At 36.6% G+C, this 23,636-nt stretch carries 21 protein-coding genes; 17 read left to right on the top strand and 4 right to left on the bottom strand.

Going from position 1 to position 23,636, the window contains the following annotated elements; genetic code table 11:
- Positions 1–8: 8 nt before the first annotated feature.
- The 14 genes from ACFX5U_RS19975 to ACFX5U_RS19910 all read left to right on the top strand — a co-directional run bounded on the left by ACFX5U_RS19975 (position 9) and on the right by ACFX5U_RS19910 (position 18,134).
- On the top strand, positions 9–1,523 hold the full coding sequence (locus ACFX5U_RS19975; protein ID WP_400261843.1) for a RagB/SusD family nutrient uptake outer membrane protein: 1,515 nt from the start codon (positions 9–11) through the stop codon (positions 1,521–1,523).
- A gap of 12 nt (positions 1,524–1,535) precedes the next feature.
- Positions 1,536–1,832, top strand: a complete 297-nt coding sequence (locus tag ACFX5U_RS19970) for a hypothetical protein (protein ID WP_400261842.1) — start codon at positions 1,536–1,538, stop codon at positions 1,830–1,832.
- Positions 1,792–2,643, top strand: coding sequence for an ATP/GTP-binding protein (locus tag ACFX5U_RS19965; RefSeq protein ID WP_400261841.1), 852 nt, complete (start codon positions 1,792–1,794; stop codon positions 2,641–2,643). Before ACFX5U_RS19970 ends, ACFX5U_RS19965 begins: the two co-directional genes overlap by 41 nt.
- Before the next feature lie 21 nt (positions 2,644–2,664).
- The gene (locus ACFX5U_RS19960; RefSeq protein WP_400261840.1) at positions 2,665–3,774 is read left to right on the top strand and encodes a DUF5007 domain-containing protein; all 1,110 of its coding nucleotides are present in this window, start codon (positions 2,665–2,667) and stop codon (positions 3,772–3,774) included.
- A gap of 12 nt (positions 3,775–3,786) precedes the next feature.
- Positions 3,787–6,933, top strand: coding sequence for a SusC/RagA family TonB-linked outer membrane protein (locus ACFX5U_RS19955; RefSeq protein ID WP_400261839.1), 3,147 nt, complete (start codon positions 3,787–3,789; stop codon positions 6,931–6,933).
- A gap of 12 nt (positions 6,934–6,945) precedes the next feature.
- The gene (locus tag ACFX5U_RS19950; protein WP_400263619.1) at positions 6,946–8,490 is read left to right on the top strand and encodes a RagB/SusD family nutrient uptake outer membrane protein; all 1,545 of its coding nucleotides are present in this window, start codon (positions 6,946–6,948) and stop codon (positions 8,488–8,490) included.
- Positions 8,491–8,500: 10 nt separating this feature from the next.
- Entirely contained in the window at positions 8,501–9,250 is a 750-nt protein-coding gene (locus tag ACFX5U_RS19945; protein WP_280565031.1) for a fasciclin domain-containing protein, read from the top strand.
- A gap of 23 nt (positions 9,251–9,273) precedes the next feature.
- Positions 9,274–10,890: a DUF5008 domain-containing protein gene (locus ACFX5U_RS19940; RefSeq protein WP_038703105.1), complete on the top strand. Its 1,617-nt coding sequence runs from the start codon at positions 9,274–9,276 to the stop codon at positions 10,888–10,890.
- A gap of 27 nt (positions 10,891–10,917) precedes the next feature.
- On the top strand, positions 10,918–12,657 hold the full coding sequence (locus ACFX5U_RS19935; RefSeq protein ID WP_280565038.1) for an alkaline phosphatase family protein: 1,740 nt from the start codon (positions 10,918–10,920) through the stop codon (positions 12,655–12,657).
- 12 nt (positions 12,658–12,669) lie between these two features.
- On the top strand, positions 12,670–13,089 hold the full coding sequence (locus ACFX5U_RS19930) for a hypothetical protein (RefSeq protein WP_400261838.1): 420 nt from the start codon (positions 12,670–12,672) through the stop codon (positions 13,087–13,089).
- Positions 13,028–14,041, top strand: a complete 1,014-nt coding sequence (locus tag ACFX5U_RS19925) for a hypothetical protein (RefSeq protein WP_400261837.1) — start codon at positions 13,028–13,030, stop codon at positions 14,039–14,041. The genes ACFX5U_RS19930 and ACFX5U_RS19925 overlap by 62 nt, the downstream gene beginning before the upstream one ends.
- A 46-nt stretch (positions 14,042–14,087) precedes the next feature.
- Positions 14,088–15,113 carry a PKD domain-containing protein gene (locus ACFX5U_RS19920; protein ID WP_280565043.1) on the top strand — a complete coding sequence of 342 codons (1,026 nt, stop codon included), beginning with the start codon at positions 14,088–14,090 and terminating at the stop codon, positions 15,111–15,113.
- Between the two features lie 490 nt (positions 15,114–15,603).
- Positions 15,604–16,365 carry a tRNA pseudouridine(38-40) synthase TruA gene (truA, locus tag ACFX5U_RS19915; protein ID WP_280565045.1) on the top strand — a complete coding sequence of 254 codons (762 nt, stop codon included), beginning with the start codon at positions 15,604–15,606 and terminating at the stop codon, positions 16,363–16,365.
- A 5-nt stretch (positions 16,366–16,370) separates the two neighbouring features.
- Positions 16,371–18,134 (top strand): ABC transporter ATP-binding protein, encoded by a 1,764-nt coding sequence (locus ACFX5U_RS19910; RefSeq protein WP_280565048.1) that lies wholly within the window; start codon positions 16,371–16,373, stop codon positions 18,132–18,134.
- A gap of 76 nt (positions 18,135–18,210) precedes the next feature.
- On the opposite strand, the gene ACFX5U_RS19905 is transcribed toward ACFX5U_RS19910, so the two are convergent.
- Positions 18,211–18,747, bottom strand: a complete 537-nt coding sequence (locus tag ACFX5U_RS19905) for a hypothetical protein (protein WP_280565051.1) — start codon at positions 18,745–18,747, stop codon at positions 18,211–18,213.
- Positions 18,748–18,873: 126 nt separating this feature from the next.
- Here ACFX5U_RS19905 and ACFX5U_RS19900 point away from each other — a divergent pair, with 126 nt between their 5' ends.
- Together ACFX5U_RS19900 and ACFX5U_RS19895 are read left to right on the top strand one after the other, a co-directional pair.
- The gene (locus ACFX5U_RS19900) at positions 18,874–19,353 is read left to right on the top strand and encodes a DUF4293 domain-containing protein (protein ID WP_038701305.1); all 480 of its coding nucleotides are present in this window, start codon (positions 18,874–18,876) and stop codon (positions 19,351–19,353) included.
- A gap of 65 nt (positions 19,354–19,418) precedes the next feature.
- Positions 19,419–19,886, top strand: a complete 468-nt coding sequence (locus tag ACFX5U_RS19895; protein ID WP_280565058.1) for a hypothetical protein — start codon at positions 19,419–19,421, stop codon at positions 19,884–19,886.
- A 37-nt stretch (positions 19,887–19,923) separates the two neighbouring features.
- On the opposite strand, the gene ACFX5U_RS19890 is transcribed toward ACFX5U_RS19895, so the two are convergent.
- Entirely contained in the window at positions 19,924–20,463 is a 540-nt protein-coding gene (locus ACFX5U_RS19890; protein ID WP_021192435.1) for a lipopolysaccharide assembly protein LapB, read from the bottom strand.
- A 210-nt stretch (positions 20,464–20,673) separates the two neighbouring features.
- Here ACFX5U_RS19890 and ung point away from each other — a divergent pair, with 210 nt between their 5' ends.
- Positions 20,674–21,348 carry a uracil-DNA glycosylase gene (ung, locus tag ACFX5U_RS19885; RefSeq protein ID WP_280565066.1) on the top strand — a complete coding sequence of 225 codons (675 nt, stop codon included), beginning with the start codon at positions 20,674–20,676 and terminating at the stop codon, positions 21,346–21,348.
- Here the strand turns inward: ung and ACFX5U_RS19880 are convergent.
- Both ACFX5U_RS19880 and ACFX5U_RS19875 read right to left on the bottom strand, forming a co-directional pair.
- The gene (locus ACFX5U_RS19880; protein WP_038701297.1) at positions 21,345–22,424 is read right to left on the bottom strand and encodes a DUF6695 family protein; all 1,080 of its coding nucleotides are present in this window, start codon (positions 22,422–22,424) and stop codon (positions 21,345–21,347) included. The two genes, ung and ACFX5U_RS19880, sit on opposite strands and share 4 nt — an antisense overlap.
- Positions 22,425–22,919: 495 nt before the next feature.
- Positions 22,920–23,390, bottom strand: a complete 471-nt coding sequence (locus ACFX5U_RS19875; protein ID WP_038701295.1) for an Lrp/AsnC family transcriptional regulator — start codon at positions 23,388–23,390, stop codon at positions 22,920–22,922.
- Positions 23,391–23,636 lie beyond the last annotated feature (246 nt).

Here is a 23,636-nt window from a genome sequence, read left to right as displayed (position 1 = left end):
TATAAAATATGAAAAGATACCTTAGTTTTTATTGCTTCTTGTTGACCTTCTTGCTGCTTTTTTCGGGCTGTAAGAAAATGCTTGATGTAGATTCCACGCGATCAGTTAAAGAAGAGAATATGTGGAATTCGCTCGAAGATACTAGAGCCGCACTAATAGGCGTATATGGCTTAACAAAAGCTGCATTGAATGATCATAATGCCTATTGGCTTTATGGTGAGGTCCGGTCTGGAGATTATGAAAGTCCAAATCGACAAGATCTGAAAGCCATCATGAATCATGATCTTAAGGCTAATTATGAGTCGTTAAATGCATTGTCTAATTGGAGAAGATGGTTTGCCATTGTCAATGCAGCTAACTTGTTTTTAGAGCGTGCTCCTGACGTAAGGGAAAAAGATAAACGCTATACCGAAAATAATTTGGTTGTAGACATTGCACAAATTAGATTCCTGAGAGCTTATGCTTACTATAATATGGTTTTAATATGGGGAGATGTTCCTTTGATAACTTCATCGCATGATGGTAGCTTCGAAAATCAAGAAAAAGAAGATAAGTTGAAATTATATGCTTGGATAGAAAAAGAAATGTTTGAAGCAGCTCAAGATTTACCTTACTCCTACAGTACAGGAGATGAGCAACAGATCGGAAATTACTACAATGAAGGATCGGGTCGTTGGCAAGGGGCTTTAGCGAGAAAACTATCGGCTTATGCTTTGTTGACCCATCTTGCAGCATGGCAGGGAAATTATGCCGATGCTGCAGCGTATTCTCAATTTGTCATGACGAATTATAATAAAGCTGGATCATTCTATATATCAACATCTGCGTTGACAGATGGAAATGGATTTTTCTTTGAGAAAAGACCTGAACATATCTTTGGTTTCAGTTATATATGGTCTCATGTGGAAGCATCCTTTACCGGGCATATTGAAGAATTGACATTAGCAGCACCTGTTGTGAATAAAACGACGCCAGATCTGTATATGACTAAAGAAAATATCTTAAAAACTTTTATAGAAAAAAAAGATCAACGATTCAGTATTGATACTTTGGGTAATCCAAATACAGAGGTGTATTTCCGAAACTTTAATGGTAAATATCCCATTTTCAGTAAAATCAAATGTATTCAAGGAGGAAGCTCTGACCCGAGTTTTAGAATATTTACCAGCGCGACAGTCTTGACTCGTTTGGAAGATATCGCTTTATTGCGCGCAGAAGCATTGGCAGTTTTAGGAGAAACGAACAATGCGATCGATCTATTAAATGAAATTAGAGGCCGCCGGGGATTGAAAAATTATAGCGAAACAGCAAATGGTGATTTAGTTGATGCCATCTTCCTAGAACGTAAAAGGGAGCTGATGGGAGAAGGTCACCGTTGGTATGATATGATTCGTCGTGAAAAAATTAAACACGACAATCCAAAGCTAGCTCAACTCATTGAAAATGATGGTATATATTGGCCTATAGCCAAAGATGTGCTGGATCAGAATAAACTTATTACACAGAATGTTTACTGGAAATAAAAGAACTAACGTATGAAAAATAACAAATTGGAATATTGGTTTTTAATTTTGATTTCAGGAATCTTCTTTTTTTCCTGCTCAAAGGATAAGGGCTATTATGCTAAAACTCCAAATGAACCGATCTATAAGGGTAATATGTATGATTATCTTAAAAGCAAACCTGGAGTTTATGATTCGTTGATAAAAGTAATCGATCGTATAGAATTACAAGGGCTAATGCGCGATAGTTTCTGTTACACTATTTGCATTGACCAATGCGAATTTTCAGATGGCGTTACAAAACTTAAACAACACGTTAAGTTTATCTGATAAATCGCCACAATACCTAAATTCAGTCAAATTAACAGTACTGGACTCCCTATTGTGCCAATATATCTTGCGCGGTAGTATACCGAGTGATTCGATTACAAATCAAGATGGTAAAGAAGCATACGGTGTGCGCTATGGATACCCTATGCATATTGATTTAGCTAAACAAACCTCTTCAGGTTTTATTGATGGCGGACCTATGACGATGAATTTTTCTGATACGCGTAAATCTGTTTTTAAAAGAAATTGGATAACGACCGAAACAAGCTCCCTGAATGTAAAAACCGATAATGGTATTGTGCACGTACTTGCTGCAGATCATGTATTTGGTTTTAATAAGTTCGTTAGCCAAGTGATTTATGTACCACCACCAGAAAACTTATTTAAAACCATTGGCGGAACACCTAACGCATCCAAAGAAACAAGCGGTGGACCAAATGCGGTGGAAGCTTCTAAACATGTATTTGATGGCGACCCAGAAACTAAATTCTTCTTATCAAGTCCTGGACAGTTTTATATTGAATGGGAGTTCCCTGAGTTAGTGGCAGCAAATAGCTATACGTTGACCTCCGCCAATGATCTTGCAGATCGTGATCCTACGGATTGGACGTTGCAGGGCTGGAATGAAGAGTCTGAGAAATGGGATCTATTGGACAAACTGAGCGATCAAGAGTTTGAAGAAAGATTTCAGTTGAAAGTATTCTCATTCAAAAATACGAAAGGATATAAAACATATCGTTTGAATATCGCACGTATGTATAATGGAAATGATTTTCAATTGGCTGACTGGACTATGAATAGAAGCAAGTAAGCTTTATAAACGATAAAATGTATGAAAAGAATTAATGCCCATAAAATCATAAAGGGGCCAACTTGTCTAGCGGTAATACTTATGCTCTGTTTTGCTGCAACAAGTTGTAAAAAACTATATAATTTACCGGAGGAAAAGGAGTTTTTGAGTCCTAATATTAATTATGAAACAAAGTCCTTTTATCCAGTATTGGGTAGAACAACACGTTTTGGCTCGATTAACAATGACCATTCAACAACTCCTTTGCATTTTGAAATCGTTAATCCAAGGTATGGTGATGGGAAACCATATACGGATCTTTTTCAAGTGAAACCTACTTTTATTTGGAAAGTATTGTATGATGGAAAGGAAAGATCTCTTGAAGAAATAGAAGCTAAACGTGAATTGGTGATGAAACCTTTGATGGAAGTCGATTCTACTGGTCTATTTGTTTTATGGAATACGTCAACAGATGATCTGGTCACACCTCGTTCAGCAGATAGTATTGATTTGGTTCAAGATATCCGATATTTTGATGTTAAAATTTCCAATACTGGAGGAAGTACCATCATTAAGGATTTTCAAATTATTCCGTGGCGGGTTCGCGATTACGAACCTTCAACCGATATAAATCCTTACAATGGCCTTGAGGCCCCAGATCCAAGTGACCCTAAAAATCCTAAGAAAAGAGATTATATCAGGCCCTCTTTTATGGATAATATCGTAGGAGCAGGTTCTGATGAACAGTTGAAGACAGATGATGTGAATAAGGACCTAGTGGTTTATATCAGACGTTTTGAAGGTGGGAATGGACATAATTTACGCTTTGTTTTTTTGGATAAAGATAATAAACCCATTAACCCCGATAATTTTAATGAAACAAAATGGGATGAATTAGTACATGGATTTAATCGTGTCAGAACGAGTGAGTATGTGCAATATGACGTAGCATATCCGATCCCGTTGACAAATTATCCCACTCCTTATACAAGTTCTGATAATGCTAAGGTTGAATTTGGCTATTCTAGAATAGGCTTTGGTGGGTTTTTGTCGACTTCAAGATTTGGGTTAAACTTTAAAATTTTAACCCAAGGAGATTGGGAAGTGGTTTTCCACTTCAAGAGAGAGAATCCAAAATTTGATAACGAATAAATGAATATGGTTATGCGTTTAGAACGACTTTATAAATTAATACCATTTTTGATCTGTATGTTGCTGACGATTCAATTGTTTGCACAAACAGTAACAATAGATGGAAAGGTAGTGGATACCAGTGGTAAGCCAATAGCCGGTGTGACCATTCGGTACGGACAAAAAGTGACTTCCTCGAATGCGAGTGGTATCTTTAGTTTGACTGCCGCAACAGGGACCAATATTTCCTTTAGGATGATGGGATATGATAATGTGACAGTAACTATCCGAAATGATAAGAATTTGACTGTTAAACTAAAAGATCTTAATAATCAAATGGACGAGGTTGTTGTGCGGGGTTATGTGGCTAGAGCGCGTGAAACAGCTACTGGTGCATCCACAAAGATTAGTGGTAAAGATCTTCAAGATGTGCCGGCGGCAAATATCGAAAATTTATTGCAAGGCAAAGTACCAGGCTTAAATATCCAAGTCAACACTGGAGCGCCTGGTTTTAGAGGTTCCACACAGATTAGGGGCTTGTCGACCTTAAGTGTTTCGGGATCTGGAGACCAATCATTTTTATCGCCAACTTCACCACTATATGTCATTGATGGTGTACCGATGGATGCCGATCGTGCGAGCGAATTGGGGCTATCGCAACAGGGACCGGGTATCAGTCCGCTATCTTTGATTCCACCAGAGGATGTTGAAAGTATTGAGGTATTAAAAGATGCGCAAGCAACCTCTTTATATGGGTCTTTGGCGGCATATGGGGTTATCATTATAACAACTAAAAGAGGGAATTCGGAAGTGCCACGGGTTCGCTATACCGGGAACTTTACTTTAAAGACGCCTCCAAAGTTAAGAGAAACTTTAGGTGGGAATTTAGAGCGTAGACTTAAATTGCAACAAATCTATGGAAATGCGATGAGCCAATTCGACATCGATCGTATCTCGCAAACTTATTTTCTGTCGGACAGTTTAAATGCTTATTATAACAATTCAACCAATTGGCAAGACCTCTATTATGCATCGACTTATAATCAGACGCATAACGTTGCTATTGATGGAGGAAATCAAAAACTCAACTATAAAGCCAATTTAAATTATCTGACAGAGAATGGAATTATTAAGAATACAGGATTTGATCGGTATTTGGCCAACATGCGTTTTGAATATCATCCAAACGACCGATTCAAATTTATTGCCCAAATAAATGGTTCCTTAGGTACTAAAAGTAAAGGTGATGGACTTGGGATTTTGCAAACCGGTGTAGCGGATGGAGGGATGACTTCGACCTTATTACCTGGACCTTCTTTTTACCTAGCGTCTTCTAGTTTCAATTCAGCCTTAAACACGCGGAATAGTAACGCATCAAAATCTATTAAGCCATTTATTGAGGCCTCTTATGAGTTTCTTGCCGGATTGAGAGCGACAACTAGTTTTAGTTACGAGTCAACTACTGATAATGAAGATACCTTTACGCCTGCGGCGGCTAATAACCAATTTGCACAGGTGTATTCTTTCAATGGTCAATACAATAGCTTGTACAATCGGAATTCGATTACCTATAGTCATTCATTTAAAGAAAAACATAATATTTTCTTCAACTTATTCAATGAGATACGTACGCTAGAAAAACAATCTGGTGCCACTAGACAGGCTAGGACTCCCAATGATCAGTTTGAAGGGCCATTAGGTTTTGATGGATATTTCTCTAGAGGTGGTGGCATATTAAAACGCGGTTTTGGTAGAGAAAAAGCGATATCTTTTGCCCTATCAGGATCTTATGATTACATGAAAAAGTATGTAATCGATTTATCCTACCGGATGGATGGTTCCTCGCAAAATGGATTTGGCAATTTATTTACAAAAAATCCTGCAGTGGGTTTGCGTTGGAATGCCTTTCATGAAGAGTTTATTAAGGATATCGATTGGATCAACCTCTTGTCGATTAGGACGAGTTGGGGTATTAATGTCATGCCCAATAGCACGTTGGAACGGGTGTATGGTAAATATGATATCACAGGTCGCTATAATGACCAAATCGGAATTGGAATTAACTACGAACAAATTCCCAATCCCAACTTAAAGCCGACGACAACCTCACAGTATAACGTAGGATTGGATTTAGGCTTTTTCAAAAATAAACTTGAAGTGACATATGATACTTACTATAAAAAAGTGGATAATCTTCTGTTTGAAGAGAAACTCTCTACTTCGTTGGGATTTGATAAAATAAACAGTAATACCGCTGCAATTGCCAATTATGGTCATGAGCTATCTGTGATGGTTAGGCCCCTAACGCAGGGGCCATTGACGATGTCTGTGGGTTTTAATGGTGCCTATAATCAAGATGTTTTGTTGAAGCTACCGAATCATTATGGAGGGCAGTTCGTACGATGGGAGCCGTCTGGTAGGTATTTGCAAATGATGGTTTATCGTGTGGGAACGCCAACGATGTCAAATTATATGCTATTAAATAGAGGAGTCTATAGTACGGATGCTGATGTACCTGTTGATCCAGTGACGGGGCGCCGTTACCGTATGGGTAATGGGACCGAATTTCAGGCAGGCGATCCAATCTTTGCCGATCTGGATGGTAATTATATCTTAAATGATAATGATTTCGCTAGAACGGGTAACTCACAACCACTATTTACAGGAGGGATGCAGTTTAACCTGAATTATGCACATGAAACTATTGGAACTTTTGGATTTAATATGTATGGATCTTATACAGCTAAAAGAACAATCTTGAATAATGCTCTGGCAGAACGTTTAGGATTGATGGGAGATCCGTTTGGAACAAAAGCAACAGTTCCATTGGAAGATATCGATATGTGGAGAAAACCTGGTGATGTAGCGAAATATCCTTATGCTTTTGACTATGGAAGATTTGGAAATATTCGTCCTTTCCGATTTGATCAGGATCTATGGGCAGAGGATGGTAGCTACTTTAAAATCAATAATATTGCTGTGTCCTATATGGTTACCAAAAAAGTAGCACAACGCATGGGATTGGAAAGGTTAAGAGTTCACTTCTCAGCCAATAATATCATGACTTTTTCTAAATATAGTGGACCCAATCCAGAAAATGTGACTTCTGTGGGGCGTGATGCATCCGCTGGTTACCCTGTTCCGAGAGAATATACTGTGGGGGTGAATATTGATTTTTAATTGACTAATGTGATGAGACTAAAAAATAAAATGATTAAAATCGCTTTGTTAGTGGTTTTAATATCAAGCGTCAGTAGTTGTAAGAAATTTTTGACGGTTGAACCTATCGATCGTTTAACAGGTAATAATTTCTATCAATCGAAATCAGATGTAGAAGCAAATGTTGCAAGAATTTATAGCCAATTTTTTGAGAAAATAAATGAGTCATGGGTGATGGGTGGAGTGGGAGAAGCACGCTCTGGTGAGATTTTTCCCGCATTAACATCAGGTACAGATAGGCAGATACTCGCAGAATTGGGAAAGAATAACATGTTAAATGTCGTGAATTTTTCAAGAAGTGGCCCATATTCTGGTTATGCCATGTATAAAGTGACTGAATGGAATAACTATTATAAAGTTATCCAAAGTTGTAATATTTTAATTTCCAAATTAGAAGAGGGTATCCCAGGTGTGGAAGGAACTGATAAAAGCAGATATATAGCGGAAGCGACGTTTATGCGCAATTTTACCTATTTCTGGATGGTAAGACTATATGGAGATGTGGTGTATTATACAGAACCTTATTTTGCTGAAGAAATTCCTCGGGAAGATATGGTTTCCGTTATTACCAAATGTATTGCCGATCTAGAATCGGTTAAAGATTTGATGCCTTGGTCATTTGGAGATCCTGCACAAAGAGGCGCTCGCGCAAGTAAAGGGAGTATTATTGGTTTATTGATGCACATGAAAATGTGGAATGCCAACTTTGATAGGGCTAATTCAGCGCAGTATTATGAAGGTGTTGCTACATTGGGAAATGAGCTGAGAAAAAGTAATGTACATAGACTGTATCCGCTAAACCCTGAAAGTTGGGCGATGGTCACTAAAGGACGTACCGAAGAATCACTTTTTGAATTTTACAGATCAATTAACTATACGGATCAAAATAATGCTTATGCACCATTGTGGGATCATTTTTTGCGCTGGCCATATAAGTTTCCTCGATTTAATGCCCAATTTAGTATTGCCTATTACTCTTCTATATTTATGAATAGGATCTACCCTGTAAATGGAGGAGGAGATAAAAGAAAAGAACTTTGGTTCGAAGATATGTATGCCGATGATGGCCGTTTTGTTTTGAAAAAATATGCAGCAAACGTTTTCGCCTCTGGGAATGAAGATTCTAATCCAGATAATACGTTTATGATTTTCCGTTATGCCGATGCGCTGTTATTAGAGGCGGAGGCTTTAGCAGAATTGGGACCTGCGAGAGAATCTGAAGCTATTTCTGTGTTAAATTTAGTTAGAAATAGAGCTGAAGCGGCTATATATTCGGGGGCTGGAGGTCAAGAGCTTAAGAATTTTATTTTTGAAGAGCGATGCCGTGAATTGATAGGTGAAGGCATTCGTTATTTTGATTTAATTCGTACACGACGCATATTGAGTTCGCAGTGGACAATGAATCCCATGACTCTGGATCAGTATAATCGTAGGGCATGGACTTGGCCTCTTGATGCATCTGCAAAAAACTATAACCCAAAGATTGTTTTAAATGAATATTGGACAAGTATTAATTAATCGCTTTGTTATGAGAAATTTTTCTAAATATAAATTAGTACTGCCGGCACTTTTCTTTATGATTTTTGTAGGGTCTTGTAAACAAGATGATTACTATGTGGATGGTGGATTGGCAAATGCCAATTTCGAAGGGTCGATAATGGACTACTTAGATGCTAAACCCCGAGAATTTGATTCTATTGCCACCATAATTCGTTTGGCTGGTTTGGAAGAAGAGTTTAAAAATAAGGAATTTACATTTTTTGCCCCTCGAGACGAAAATATAAAAAAACTAATTGGATTGGCTCGTAAAGATATGAATTCCGATCCCTCAGGTGTGAATGAAGTATTGTACTTCTTAGGCCGTGATACCATATCGACTTTAGCAGATGTGGATAGCGTGATTTGGAGAAAATACCTGCAACGTTATATGTTCAATGACAAACGTAAATTGGCAGATTATCCGCAAATCGATTTCGACCTGTTAAACATATACAAAGGCCAGAATTATACATCCTTAGGAAATGCAGTCTGTAACATCGGAGTTAAATTTCACGATGCTGTCGATGGCGAGACGATATTAAAGTATATGGGTTATAGACAATTGTATATATCGTATATCAGAGATGTGTCTCAACCTAATAATTGGTTCTCGATACCCATTGCGTCTTCAGATATCCAACCTACAAATGGTGTCGTGCATGTCTTAGATTATACACGAGCACAGTTCGGCTATAGGCAAGATGAAATAATGAATGACATTTTAGAGAGTAAACGTTAAGAATCATTTTATTTATGTTAATTATGATGAAATACATAAGAAATTGCGGATTGTTTTTCTTTTTTATATGCTTGATAAGCGCTTGTAATAAAGATGATAAAGACTTCTCCGCACCGTATGAAGAAGGAATGCCTCCGTTAGATATTGAATTAAATCCAACTGATAAAATGAAACCCGAATTTGGTAAACCAGGTTCTGAGGCGACCATGAGAATTATTGGATTGGACCAATATAAAGATAAAGCCATTATTAAGTTCAATGGTGAAGTGGCCGAAATATTGGAAATGACAGCGGAGCATGTCAAGCTCAAAGTACCTCCATATGCAAGTACGGGAGTGGTATCGATCACCATTGATGACGTGGTATTCTTTGGTCCCAAATTTAGTGTCTTAGGAACTGTTAGTATAGATCCAACATTTCAAGTAGGAACTGGTGCAAATGGTACTGTCAGTGATATGCTGTTTTTAGAAGATGGGAAAATGATCTATATAGGTGGATTTACGGACTATAATAGAAAAGGTATTATTCGACCTATAAATCGTTTGGTTAGAACGTTTCCTGATGGCACTTATGATGCTAGTTTCCGGATTGGGACTGGAGCCAATAATTTTTTAAGTAGTATTATTCGCCTTGATAATTTTTACTATTTAGCAGGTTCATTTTCTGGATATGATCAGCGGAAAGAAAATATTAGTAATCTAACAAGAATCAATTTAACAGGCACGATTGATACGATGGGAATTAAGCCATTCCGCAGGCCAGATCAATTGGATACGACTAAATATTATCCAACTTTTAATGGTGGATTTGATGGCTTTGTGAGTAATATTTATGAGTCTGAAGATAAAGTACTAGCGACAGGTAACTTTAAATTCTACGTTCGAAGAACCTATGATAAGCCAAATAAATTGGAAACACGTGATACGGTTATTTTAGATAGTACCGAAATAAGGCATGTAGCCCGGTTAAATAAAAATGGAGAATTAGATAAAAGTTTTAGATTTAAGGCTGATGGTAAACCGTTTTCTGGGGCTAATGGTTCAGTAGGTTCACTATTTCATAAGACTGGCCCTTTAAAAGGTAAATTACTTGTCTATGGTTCTTTTTCAAAATTTGATGATCAAAGTAAGGGATATATCACGAGGTTAAATGCAGATGGAACTATTGATCCTACTTTTAATGCGTCGGGCGTTGGTGCAGATTATAACGTTATCTCAGTTACTTTTAATGAACAATTGAATAAATACCTAATTGTTGGTGCCTTTAAGAAATATAATGGCAAAGATGCGGTGCAGGTAGCGATGTTGAAGGCTGATGGTACATTAGATGATAGCTTTAAAGTAAAAACTTTTGAGGGGGGCAACCCTTACTTTGCAGCACAATTGAATGATGGCCTTATTGTGGTTTCGGGTGATTTCGTTAAATATGACCAGGTCACGCGCAGTGGTTTTATGATTTTGAACCCCGATGGTGCCCTCAATCCAGATTACAACACAACAGGATTATTCTATGGAGCTCTTAATAAGATCGTGGAAACAAAAACAGAAGATGGCAAACGAGCTTTGCTTCTCATGGGAAGTTTTGATCGCTTTAATAATGAAGAAGTAAAAAACCTGATTCGCATTAAACTTGAACAATAAACCTATTATAACCTAAATATAACCAATATGGAAAACCAATATAGAAAAAGAAAGAAAGGGTGGTGGGTATTGCTCCTACTGTGTATGATCACAATTTTTTCTTGTCAGGATGAATTTAATAGATTGATTCCAGAGTCTTCGGGAGTAACAGATTCGGTAGACTTAGTGTATGGTCAACCGAAAGTACTGCTCTTGATAGCTGACGGAGCTAGGGGAGAATCTGTTCGGACTGCTGAAATTCCGAATATGAACGCATTATTAGACCGTTCCATTTATTCATGGTCTTCTCTCAGTCAGGAACACGATGAATCTACCAGTACTGGTGCAGATTTAGCCGATATCATAACAGGAGTTAATCAGCAGAAGCATCTTGTCTCGGGAAATAATTTTAATGGGAATAATTTTAAAACTTTTCCACTCGTGTATAATAGAATTACCGAATTGAAGAAAGATGCGGTCATTAAAATATATGGAAGTTCCTCGCTATTTATAGAGAACCTAGCTCCTGAAAGTGATGCGAAGTTGGAGGTTAATGATGAAGGAGTCGTTAAAGGAGTGCTCGAAGGTTTAACGCAACCCGACATAACCATGGTAACGGGACATTTTACGGAAGTGGATAAAGCAGGGATGACTGGGGGATATGATAATAGTAATGTAAATTATAAAAATGCCATACAAACCTTTGACAAACAAGTTGGTGAAATGGTGCAGGCATTGGAAAAAAGACCTACATATAAGAAAGAAAACTGGTTAATAATTATCACCTCAAGTAAAGGTGGTGCTTTTGAAATACCTGATAATGAAAATGATAATACCGTTTTCAGTAATCCCAATGTCAATACATTTACCATATTTTATTCGCCGAAGTATTCTTCACGTTATGTCAATAAGCCATATTTGGGAAGCCGCTTTAATGGTAGCTTTGCCAGATTTAAAGATGGACTCGCTGCTGAAATTGCAGAAGGGGATAATCATCTATTTAATTTAGGTGATAAGGATGCTGAATTTACAATAGAATTAAAAGTAAAGAAAAACAAAGGCCCTCAGAATACATACAAATTCCCTGATTATCCATCATTTATTGGAAAGCGTGATGTCTGGGAGTCAGGGTCACCTGGCAATGGATGGGTCATGTTTTTCAAAGATGATTATTGGACGTTCAATGCAAAAGGTCCCAATGGAAGTGGGGAAGTAAATGGTTCGAAACTTAATAATGCAACTTGGAATAACATTACAGTTGTTGGTTATATTAATAACGATGGAAACAGAATGGTTAAGACCTATACGAATGGGATTCCGGGTAATGAGATGGATGTTACTTCTTGGGGTGCACTGGACAATCTTGCTAAATTTCGGTTGGGACTATTAAACGGAGGAAATAATTGGAACAGAGGTGATTTTTATATAGCCGATGTTCGCTTTTGGAAAACGGCTCTACCACAATCAGTTCTTACCCAATATAACTGTCAGATTGGGGTAGGTGAAGATCACCCTTATTTTTATTATATGGCTGCTAATTGGCCTGTGGAAGGAAGTGTCAACGATAATATGATTTACGATGTTGGCTTATTTGGGAACAACTTAAAATTAAGTAATACCAATTTTGAGATATCTAAATTAAATGACTTTCTGTGTGCTCCATCTGTAGAAATATTAGGAAGCTTGGTGCCGAAGAATACCGATATAACAGCTCAGATTTTTAGTTGGTTACAGATACCAAGACAAGAAAGTTGGCAGTTGGATGGTCGTGTTTGGGTGGATAAATAAAATTTAAAAAAAATGAAAAAGATACATTTATTTTTTATAATGATTTTGAGTAGTTTCTGTTTTTTGAAATGCTCAAAAGATAATCTTGATGTTTTCAAGCTTGTTGAAAACCGGGATGTTGAGGTTAATGCCGAAGGAGCAGGCACTGACCTTGTTAAAACCAATGATTACGTTAGAGTTCCGATGCGCGTGAAATTAAGTGCACCTGCCTCTAAAACGTTTGATGTAGAGATTCAGTTGAATACCGATACGGTTAATAGTTTAATTAAGGCGGGGGTACTAAAGGATGTTGTTGCTTTGCCGAATAATGCATTTACGTTTCCGAATGTGGTGAAGTTTCCAGTACGGGACAGATACAGCATCCTTCGAATTGACGATATCACGTACAGAAATAGAGCGCATATATGGGAAATCATTTGCACTCTCTTATAAATTGACAAATCCAGGAAAGGGAAATAATATTGGACCGAATAATAGTGTCATTGTAACATTAGATTCAAAAGATTTGTTGGACGATACAGATATTCATTACTTAAGTATTGTCAATACACCCGCTGATATAATTTTGGCTAGTAACCATGAAAACTATGACGCGAGTCCTTCCGGTATTGACATTCCTTTGGGTGTTACATTGGCCTCTTTTCCAAGTCGCGCTTTTGATGTTGAAATCCGGTCTACGACAGATTCAATTGCTAAATGGATACAAAATGGGAAATTACCCAAAAATACAATCGGACTAACGAGCTCTGAATTCTCATTAGGATCGCGAATTAGAGTATTGAGTAATAAGTCTACGGCTGATTTTGGTATTTCTATTCCATGGGATGTGATCTTAAAGCATAAAGATAAATATCTTGCTTTAACAATTTATTTAAAAGATCCAACTTTACATGTTATTAATTCTCAAAAGTCTTATACAACAATCTTGATCGATTGTCAGCGTGTTGCTGAGTTTGATGTCACCGGGGAAGCCATACTTACTGTTAATAAGGATAATAATGGTGGTCCAAGTGCGGGTGAGGGAAGTTTGAAATTTGTGGATGATGATGTGAGTACAAAATTTCTAGTGGGTAGTTTTGCTGGTGATTTACAATGTCAATTAACATTCCCTAGAGATGTGAAAATTGGATCTTATACGATAACATCTGGCAATGACGCTATTGAACGTGATCCTAAAAGTTGGGACTTACAAGCTTCTGTCGATGGTGAAAATTGGGTAACAATCGATTCGAGATCTGAGGAAAGTTTTCCAACACGTATTTTGACCCGAAGATTTAATATTCAGAAGGTCGGAATATACAAATATTACCGACTTGACATTACTGAAAATGTAGGAAGTGACTTGTTCCAGTGTTCAGAATGGCGTATGATAGAGTTTTTGTAAAAGAAAATATGAAAGTTGGATTTTATTATCTTAATAAAACAAAGAGATGAAAATAATAAATTTATTAATAGGCTGTGCTTTTTTATTAGGCATGTATGCTTGTAGTAAGGATGATGTAGTGGTAGAAGAAGTGATTCAATTGCCAAATCCACAAGCGTCTTTTAGTTTTAAGCAAGTGTCAGCAGATGATCCTTTTACATTTCAGTTTACCAATGAAGGTTTGGATTTTACTGAGACGAGATGGAGTTTTGGGGATGATAGTACTTCCGCGAATAACACGCCAGTACATACTTTTTTAAATACTGGAGCATTTACTATCAAGTTAATGGTATTGAATAAGAATGGCGATTGGGCACAACGAGAAGAAGTAATTAAAATTGAACCCGAAAAACTGCTGGAATTTGATGCAGTTTCAAGAGGAAACGGAAATCTTAATTTGAGTTTTAAAACTAAAGTGGCCATTGATAGCGTAAGATGGATAAAAGGTAAAATAGATGGAAGCCTCGTCTCAAAGGATAAATCTACTAATATTAATATTCCTATAGGTACATTTGCCGATTATACCCTATATGCGTATACGCCAAAAGGATCAAAAATGGTAGTTTATAAAATGCTTACGGATTTAGGAATCGTAAAGGATTGGACTAATATTGATAATACTTTCACCGTATCGCAGGATAATAGTTCGGGCGCAGATGCAAATGAAGGATCAAAAAAATTAATCGATAATGATGTATTAACTAAAATTTTTGTCGGTGAAGTAAGGATGCCTTATTTTGCGCAATTCGTGTTTTACCAACCTCGAATCATTAATGCTTATACACTAACATCTGGAAATGATGCAGACACCAGAGATCCTAAAAACTGGGAAATCCAAGGTTCTGATGATGGAGAAAAGTGGATTACTTTAGACTCGCAAGAAGATCAGTTATTTGATGCAAGAAACTTGTCCGTAACATATACCTTTAATAATGTAAGGGAATTTGTATACTATAGGTATTTGATAACATCTGTTAGAGATGGTGGTAACTACCAAATGTCGGAGTTGCGATTTTTAGAACTTCCGAGATAAATATAAAATAACAATTAAGCTTCTGTTCATCAATGGGAGCTTAATTGTTTTGACCTTTGGACAAAATGCTCAATTAGAAAATTGATTTTTTACAACATATTTAAAACAGCTGTTTATTAGGGTTTTAAATGTGTTGTTTATCCTTAGTATTGTTTTAAACCTGAGACTTTCACTATCTCCTCCAAAAAACATTCTTTTCATACCTTTGTAGACATTTTCTGTACAATTATAGCTAAAATTTCAAATATAGTTTTAGTAATTGAAGATGAAAAGGAACGGCAACATATTTGGGAGTAGTATGATTTCTGTACATAATAAAAACTTTAAAATTTCATATAAATTATTTTATTTTTTATTAAAGTGCTGATATTTAGCTAATAAATTGTTTTGTGAAATATATGCCCACTGTCATTTTATGAGTTTATTACGACAGTTATATACCTTCAGTATTCTTGTATCTTATTGCTAATTCATACCTTTGTCCTTGAAAATGGAGAAATGTAGATTTTTTATAGAGGTAGCTTATTTTGGGAAAAATTACCATGGTTGGCAGGTTCAAAATAATGCAATTTCTGTTCAAGAGCGATTGAATGATGCTCTAGCAATTCTATTGCGTGTACCGACTGAAACCATCGGGGCTGGAAGAACAGATGCGGGTGTACATGCTAAGCAATTGTTCGTTCATTTTGATGCGGATCCAACTGGGATTCTGGCTACACCTGAACGTTTTCTGTATGCTTTGAATGGTTTATTACCCTTCGATATAGCAGTGAAGTCCGTAATGGACGTACATGCGGATGCGCATGCACGTTTCGATGCAGTATGTCGCTCCTATGAATATCATCTTCATTTTGATAAAGATCCTTTTACATATGCTTATTCTTCATTTTTAAGGGATATACCTGATGTTGAAAAAATGAATAAGGCGGCAGCGTTCTTGTTAGGAACACAGGATTTTAGTTGTTTTAGTAAATCGAATACGCAAGTTTTTACCAATATTTGTACGATAACAAAGGCTGAATGGGTCTGGGAAGACACAGGTAAGCTCGTCTTTCACATCACAGCTGACCGATTCTTACGTAATATGGTCCGTGCTATCGTGGGGACATTATTAGAAATCGGAATAAAAGGTAAACCTATTTCATTTATGGAAGAAGTCATTGCGAGTCAAAATCGCTCTATGGCCGGGACATCAGTTCCTGCTCATGGTTTATATTTGACGGAAGTGGCCTATCCTTACCCTGTAAACTAAAAAAAGTGAGTCAAGAGAAAATAGTAGGAAAAACATATGATGTGAATTTGTTGCGTCGGATGGTCAAGTATATGAAGCCCTATGGGCGAATATTTTGGATATCCGTTGTATTGACCATCTTACTGGCGGCCGTAGCGCCAGCATTGCCTATATTAATCCAATATACTTTGGATAAATATATTTTACAATTCAATACATCAGGACTGAGTTATATGTTTATCCTGATGATTGTGTTGCTTATTGTACAGACCTCCGTACGATACTACCATACTTTAATGACGAATACGCTGGGACAATCGGTCATCCGCGATATTCGTATAGAGGTTTTTAATCACATCACACGCTTACGATTAAAGTACTTTGACCAGACTCCCTTAGGAAAATTGATTACACGGACCATTTCTGACTTGGAGACGATATCCAATATCTTTTCAGAAGGCTTGATTCAAATTATAGGCGATCTATTACAGTTGGTCGTTATCCTGGCAGTGATGTTTTATACCGATTGGAGATTGACTTTAATAGTCTTAATTCCAATGCCACTTATGGTCGCTGCAACTTATATCTTTAAGGAAGCTATGAAATCTGCCTTTCAAGATGTGCGTAAATGGGTTTCTAATTTGAATACCTTCCTTCAAGAACATATCTCTGGTATGGGGATTATCAAATACTTTGCCCGTGAAGAGCAGGAAATGGAAAAATTTAAAGAAATCAATGGGCACCATCGGAATGCACATATTCGTGCCAATTGGTATTTTTCTATCTTTTTCCCAGTGTTGGAAATCATCATGGCCATTTCATTAGGTTTATTGGTGTGGTATGGGTCTAAGCAGATTTTGGGAGATGTCATCTCACCAGGTGTGGTAGTGGCCTTTATCATGTATATCAATATGATTTTTCGACCAATTCGAGAACTGATTGATAAGTTCAATACGTTGCAGATGGGGATGGTGAGTGCAGAACGTATTTTTGAGGTACTAGATACCGATGAGCACACACCAGATGCTGGCACATTACAGCCTCATCATATTCGCGGTGAGATTGAATTTAAAAACGTTTGGTTTGCTTATAATGAGGAAAGCTGGGTATTACGTAATGTGAGCTTTAAAGTTGCTCCAGGAGAAACATTAGCCCTAGTAGGGGCTACTGGTGCGGGGAAATCTTCAACGATTAACATCTTGAGTCGCTTTTATGAAATCAATAAGGGACAAATCTTGTTAGACGGTATCGATATTCGAGAATATGATCTAAACTATCTTCGGAAAACAATAGCAACGGTGCTCCAAGATGTGTTTCTGTTCTCAGACTCTATCTTGCATAATATTGATCTTCATGATGAGCAGATTACTCGAGAATCCATTGTTGCTGCAGCTAAGCAAGTTGGTGCACACGATTTTATCATGCGATTACCAGGTGGATACGATTATCAGGTGCAGGAGCGAGGAGCTACTTTATCTTCAGGTCAGGCACAACTGATTTCATTTATACGTGCGTTAGTACACGATCCTCGTATTTTGGTTTTGGACGAAGCTACGTCTTCTGTTGATACTGAAACAGAAGAGCTTATACAGCATGCTATTGACAATTTGATGGTAGGCAGAACAGCCATCGTAATTGCTCATAGGCTATCGACTATTCAAAAAGCCAACAAGATCATTGTATTAGAAAAGGGAGAGATCATGGAGATAGGAACACATCATGAATTGCTCAATATCGATGGGTACTATAAAAAACTGTATGATTTGCAGTTTCACTCTGCCGGAATATAATAATAAATATAAGTTTGATTCATATCCTTAACAGCCATCTCTTATTAAAGGAGATGGCTGTTGTGATTATAGGATTTTATAAGGTAAAAGTTGCTTCGATAAAGCTATCTTTCATAATAGTTTCTTCCGCAGGTATGCAGATGTTCCCACTTATTTCAGAGCCTTTCCCGATCAACACATGACTTCCAATACTACTATTGGGCCCTATCGTGACGAAATCTTCAATGATTGTATTACTGGCAATAACAGCATTGCTGCTGATGATGCAGTGATTGCCAATCTGTACGTCTGGAGCTATTGAGGCACCGGGTAAGATAATGGTACCATGACCTATCTCTGCTCTTTTAGAAACATAGGCGTTTGGATGTATGAGCGAAATGTAATCCCAACTTTGATTATCCGACACGATGCGTTGACGTAAACCTGAATCGTGCACCGCAATAAAAAAAACTTCATTTTCATCTTTTGACTCATGATGAAGTGTAACCGGATAATCAAAAACGTCGGCGATTAGTAAGGATTTATCTATAAGTCCTGCAATCTCGATTTGAAGTTCTTCTGCAGTTTCGACAGCAACTTTAGCGTGTGCTGTAGCGCCATAAATATATAACATGTTGCAAAAGTAAAAATTCGGCAATCAAATGTTGGAATTAATTGTTAATTTGAGGAAAGCTTTAGGTAATCGTCAATTTGTCGGTTCTAAAATAATAGTATATTTGTAACTATCAATTTATAAAAAATGATTCAACGTATTCAAACTATTTATTTGCTCGTGGCCGGACTTGTTTTGTTTGGTTTGTTTTTATTCCCATATGTGCATTATAATGATTTAGTCGGTCTTGGAAAAGATGTTAAGGTAACCGGTGTTTATGGCACTTCAGCAGGCTTACCTACACATGAGACTGGTATTTCATACATTTTACAGATAATAGCAACGGTGGTTATTGGCTTATTGCCAATTTTTACAATTTTTAAGTTTAAGAATCGTAAGACTCAAATTAAATTGATTTTACTCAATGTTGTATTGATCATATTATTTGCGGTATGGTTATATTCAAGTGCTAGTGGTCACTTAGTGACAGTGAATCAGTTTTTAGGAGCAGCGACTATAGGTGTAGGCTTCTTCTTACTGCCTATTTCCATTATCTTTTTATCGTTAGCTTTAGGTGCTATTCGTAAAGATGAGAAATTAATAAAATCTGCCGATCGATTACGTTAATTAAAATAGATAATTTTATTTAAAAAGCTATGCCTATAGGACATAGCTTTTTTTAATTTTAAAAAATGAAAACTCTTATAAAATACTTCACCACAATTTGCATGTTGCTGTTCTTGGGACAATTTTCGTATGCACAGTCCGATAAAATAGAAAAGGAACCCTTAATTGTTGATGATATTCAAATTGATGTTAAAAGTGTGCAAGTCGATGCTAAAAAGAAAACAATTTCAATCGAATTATTTTTAACCTCTTATACAAAAGGTGGACGTGAATTGAAAATGAATACATACGGGATACAGGCTGTTGACACCAAGGGAGAAAAGCATTTTTTTGGAACAATAGGATTGGGAAATGTTTTGGTGAAATTGGAAGATAAACAAAATTACATGAATTACTTCATGAAAATGGATGAACCCGTTCTTATGAAGGTTGTTGTTTTTAATTGGGTAAAAGGAAAGCCAAAAGAATTGCTTGTTGTATTTGAAGATAGTGAAGAGGAAGGACATTATATAGAAACGGCTGTTCAATTGTAATTGAACAGCCGTTTAATACGCGTTACCAGTATGGTTATTATCTGCTATAACGAATCTGTTGACGATCCATCATGCCCATTTGATCTTTCATCATTTTGATTTGATCAGCCAACAATTTACTCTTATCTGCTTTTTTAGCTTCCTGCAAATATTTCTCTGCTTCTCGTTTGTTACGTTTTGCCATAGCGATACCCGCTAAGCTTAGTTTAGCTAGAGCGATGTTGTGGTCCATATGTAAACCTAAAGTTAACGCTTTTTTGAAATATTTTTCAGCCTGCATTGGAGCACGTTGCGATTCGATCAATCCAATCAGCATGTTGTAGTAACCATATTGTGCTGGAATCAATTGTTTTTCATAGTTAGTGATTTTATTTAACCATTTCTCTGCCTTTGGCATATCTTGCTTGCGCAGAAACCATTGTGCCAATAGCATATATTCATGGAAGAATACGGTGACAAATCCGATTATTGTCAAGAATATCCCTAAAATACCCCATCCCCATTGGCCAATCCAAAATAAGGCGACAGTTCCGATCAATAGCACACTGCTAATAATAATTCTTACAAGATTTGACATAAGTCTATATTTAATGTAAATGTATACCGAGTTTAATTTTGCAAATATCCGTTAAATTGTGCGCTAAAGCAACTTGTTTAGTTGTTATTTTGTAAAATTGTATATTTCCTCTAAAAATCATTTCTTGTTGCGAGAGGAGAGATAGAGAAATCTGTTTAATTATGGAACAAATAGAATTGTTAATAAAACAACTTTGTCTAAGTTTAAGATATGGAAAAACGTTTTGATAAATCTTGGGAGCCTATTTTGGAACCGCTTTTAGATCAGCCTGATATGGTTGAGCTTACTTTTTTTGTGCAGCAAGCAAGGGACAATGGACTTGTGTTTCCTCCTAAAGAAGATGTATTCAATGCTTTTAAATTCACCACCTTTGGCGCTTTGAAAGTAGTGATATTAGGCCAAGATCCCTATCATAATGACGGACAAGCGCATGGTTTATCATTTTCAGTTCCTAAAGGAATCCCCTTACCACCGTCGTTGAAAAATATATTCAAAGAATTGGAAACAGATATTCCAGATTTTAAGATACCGCCATCTGGCGATTTATCTTATTGGGCCAAGCAAGGCGTACTCTTGTTAAACGCGACCTTAACCGTTAATGCCCATTTGGCAGGCTCTCATCAGAAAAAAGGATGGGAGAAGTTTACCGATCAGGTTATTCAAAAGATTTCAGATGAAAAAGAAGCGCTTGTATTTATGTTGTGGGGAGCTTATGCGCAGAAAAAAGCAAACTTAATCGATTCCAATAAGCATCTAATTTTAAAGGCCGTACATCCTTCACCACTATCTGTTTATCGTGGTTTCTTTGGATCAAGACACTTTTCACAGGCTAATTATTTTTTAGAAAAACATGGAGAGAAGCCAATAGATTGGAAATTGGTTTAGGCAATCAGTTCTTCTTTGAGTAATGATTCTAATTCGGGCATAGAAATGTGTTGTAGATGTCTAATTTTTATCTTCTTTTCATTTTGTAAGATATGGGTGACTAAAAGGTGACTGTCGTAAGTGATTTTTATGTTTGCTGTAGACATTAACTTTTCTTCAGCTTCACCAATAATAGCATATTCAAGAATCCCGGTAATTGTAAATCTTTGAATCAATAGCTGATTGCTTTTAAGGAGGGTAAAGTCAAACCATGCACCTTCACCCACACCTCCCAAGTATTGTGCGCTTTCAGGTATATCGATTGGTTTATGCTTATGAAGCATACCGCCTATACTAATGTCTTCTGGTAGTAAAGCAGCTTGTTTGCTGTAGACATTCTCGCTTAGCTTTTTAATCAGAAATAGCAGAGACTGTACACGTGACATCCGGAATTTTTGTAAACCGTATTGCGACGAGTAGCTGTAAATCATCTTGTTTTCTGCCGAGTTGACAATGTTACTAATAGGACTCGCCTTTATCGTTTCGGGGAAATTAATCGGGTGCGACCAGTGAAACTCTTTAGAAGCAGCAAAAAGTAATCGTGTAATGAAACGCGAACAGTTATTGTTGCCTTTCGCAACTGCGCCATAGGGATATGATCCGATTTCGACCCACTTGTCGGCAAATGTTTTTGCTTGTGTGAAATTAAGTCCCTTTACAATAGAAAAGTACAGCTCCCCACTTCCTTGCATAGCCATCTTCATAGTTTCAAAATGAGACGCAATTGCTGCTACATTTGAAATGTTATCGCCATTGAAGGTCGCTTTTATCTGAATATTCAACAGTGGGTCTGATTCCTTTGATCTGGTTCTGCCGTATCCTCGAGGTGAAATGTATCGACCAAAATCATAATATAATAATTCTCCTGTCTGAGCAGAGACAAGGACAATTCCGGTATGTCCAACTTTGAAATTCAGATTTTTAACAATCCCTATTTTTTTGAAAAACATCATCCATTTCTCATCTCCCCTTATCGTGGCATCAGGCCAAGAGAGGATGAAAGCAAAATCATGATATGATACGGTATTATTTGTCATAATGGGTTGGTAAAGATAATAAAATTTAATTTATTGACTTTTTTACCATATCCAACTCCCAAGGTGCAGTTATATACTGCAGGTTATGATGTCATTTAATGAATTGATTATTTTATCGTTTGGTTGGACGCAATATTTAATATTGGATCATGTGAGGAGGAAAAGTAAAAATTAGGGTTTTAGTAGTGGTTATTAAGGAGAATTGAGACCGGTTAATTTTAAATAAAGCCTCATGTATGAATGATGGATGTGCATGAGGATTAACAAGATGAGTAATAGCTATCTCATCTTGTTTTATATTGAAGGCCTTAAAACCTTTAAACGTGGTAATTTTACTGCTAGATATAATTTCGAAATATCGGATATTGATTTATTGTCGCTGATTAAGCTGCAAGATAATCTTGAAAATATAGAACACAATTGAACTTGCACCAAATAAATGACAATATGACCCGATATAACGAGTATGAAAAAAAATCTTGGTATTAGATTTTCTTAATATTCCAATGGAATAATAGGCTCCTTCTTACTCGTAGACATGATCATCATGGTCTGAAAAGTTTTTACGAAAGGAATTTTAGCGATTTTTTCCATAATCACAGTCTCGTATGCTTTAATGTCTTTGACATAGACCTTCAGCATAAAATCGCAACTCCCAGTAACGTGATGACATTCTGTAACTTCTGGAATCATCTTGACAGCAGCTACAAATTCAGGAATAGCATTGTGTGTATGGAAATCCAAGGAGATTTGGATGAATGATTTAATACCCAATCCCAATTTTTCTTCATCAACAAAGGCATGATAGCTTTTGATAAATCCCGAGTTTTCAAGTTTTCTAACACGTTCCAATGTTGGAGCAGGAGAGAGCCCTATGCTAGATGCTAATTGCAAGTTTGTGATTCGGCCATTCTCTTGTAATAGCTTTAAGATTTTTAAATCTGTTTTATCTGGTAAAAAAGGCATATTTATAAGATTGATTTGGTGATATCCTGTAAATATACGGAATTGTTCCAAATTTAATTTGGTGTTGTAGTGTGATTTTGATTTTTAATTTTACATATAGTATTAATTGATATATATCATTTGATAATATAGATTTTTACTATGTCGAATCATTTGTTTGTAAAAAAAGAGCAGTAGGTAAAGCCTAGAGTGCCTAGAAAGTGACTTTTGTCACTTTTTTCATCAAAATGAGCGTTGTAACTGCTA

The sequence above is a fragment of the Sphingobacterium sp. SG20118 genome, assembly GCF_044740685.1.
Taxonomy (GTDB): Bacteria; Bacteroidota; Bacteroidia; order Sphingobacteriales; family Sphingobacteriaceae; genus Sphingobacterium.
This window is presented reverse-complemented; position numbering and strand designations above follow the sequence as displayed.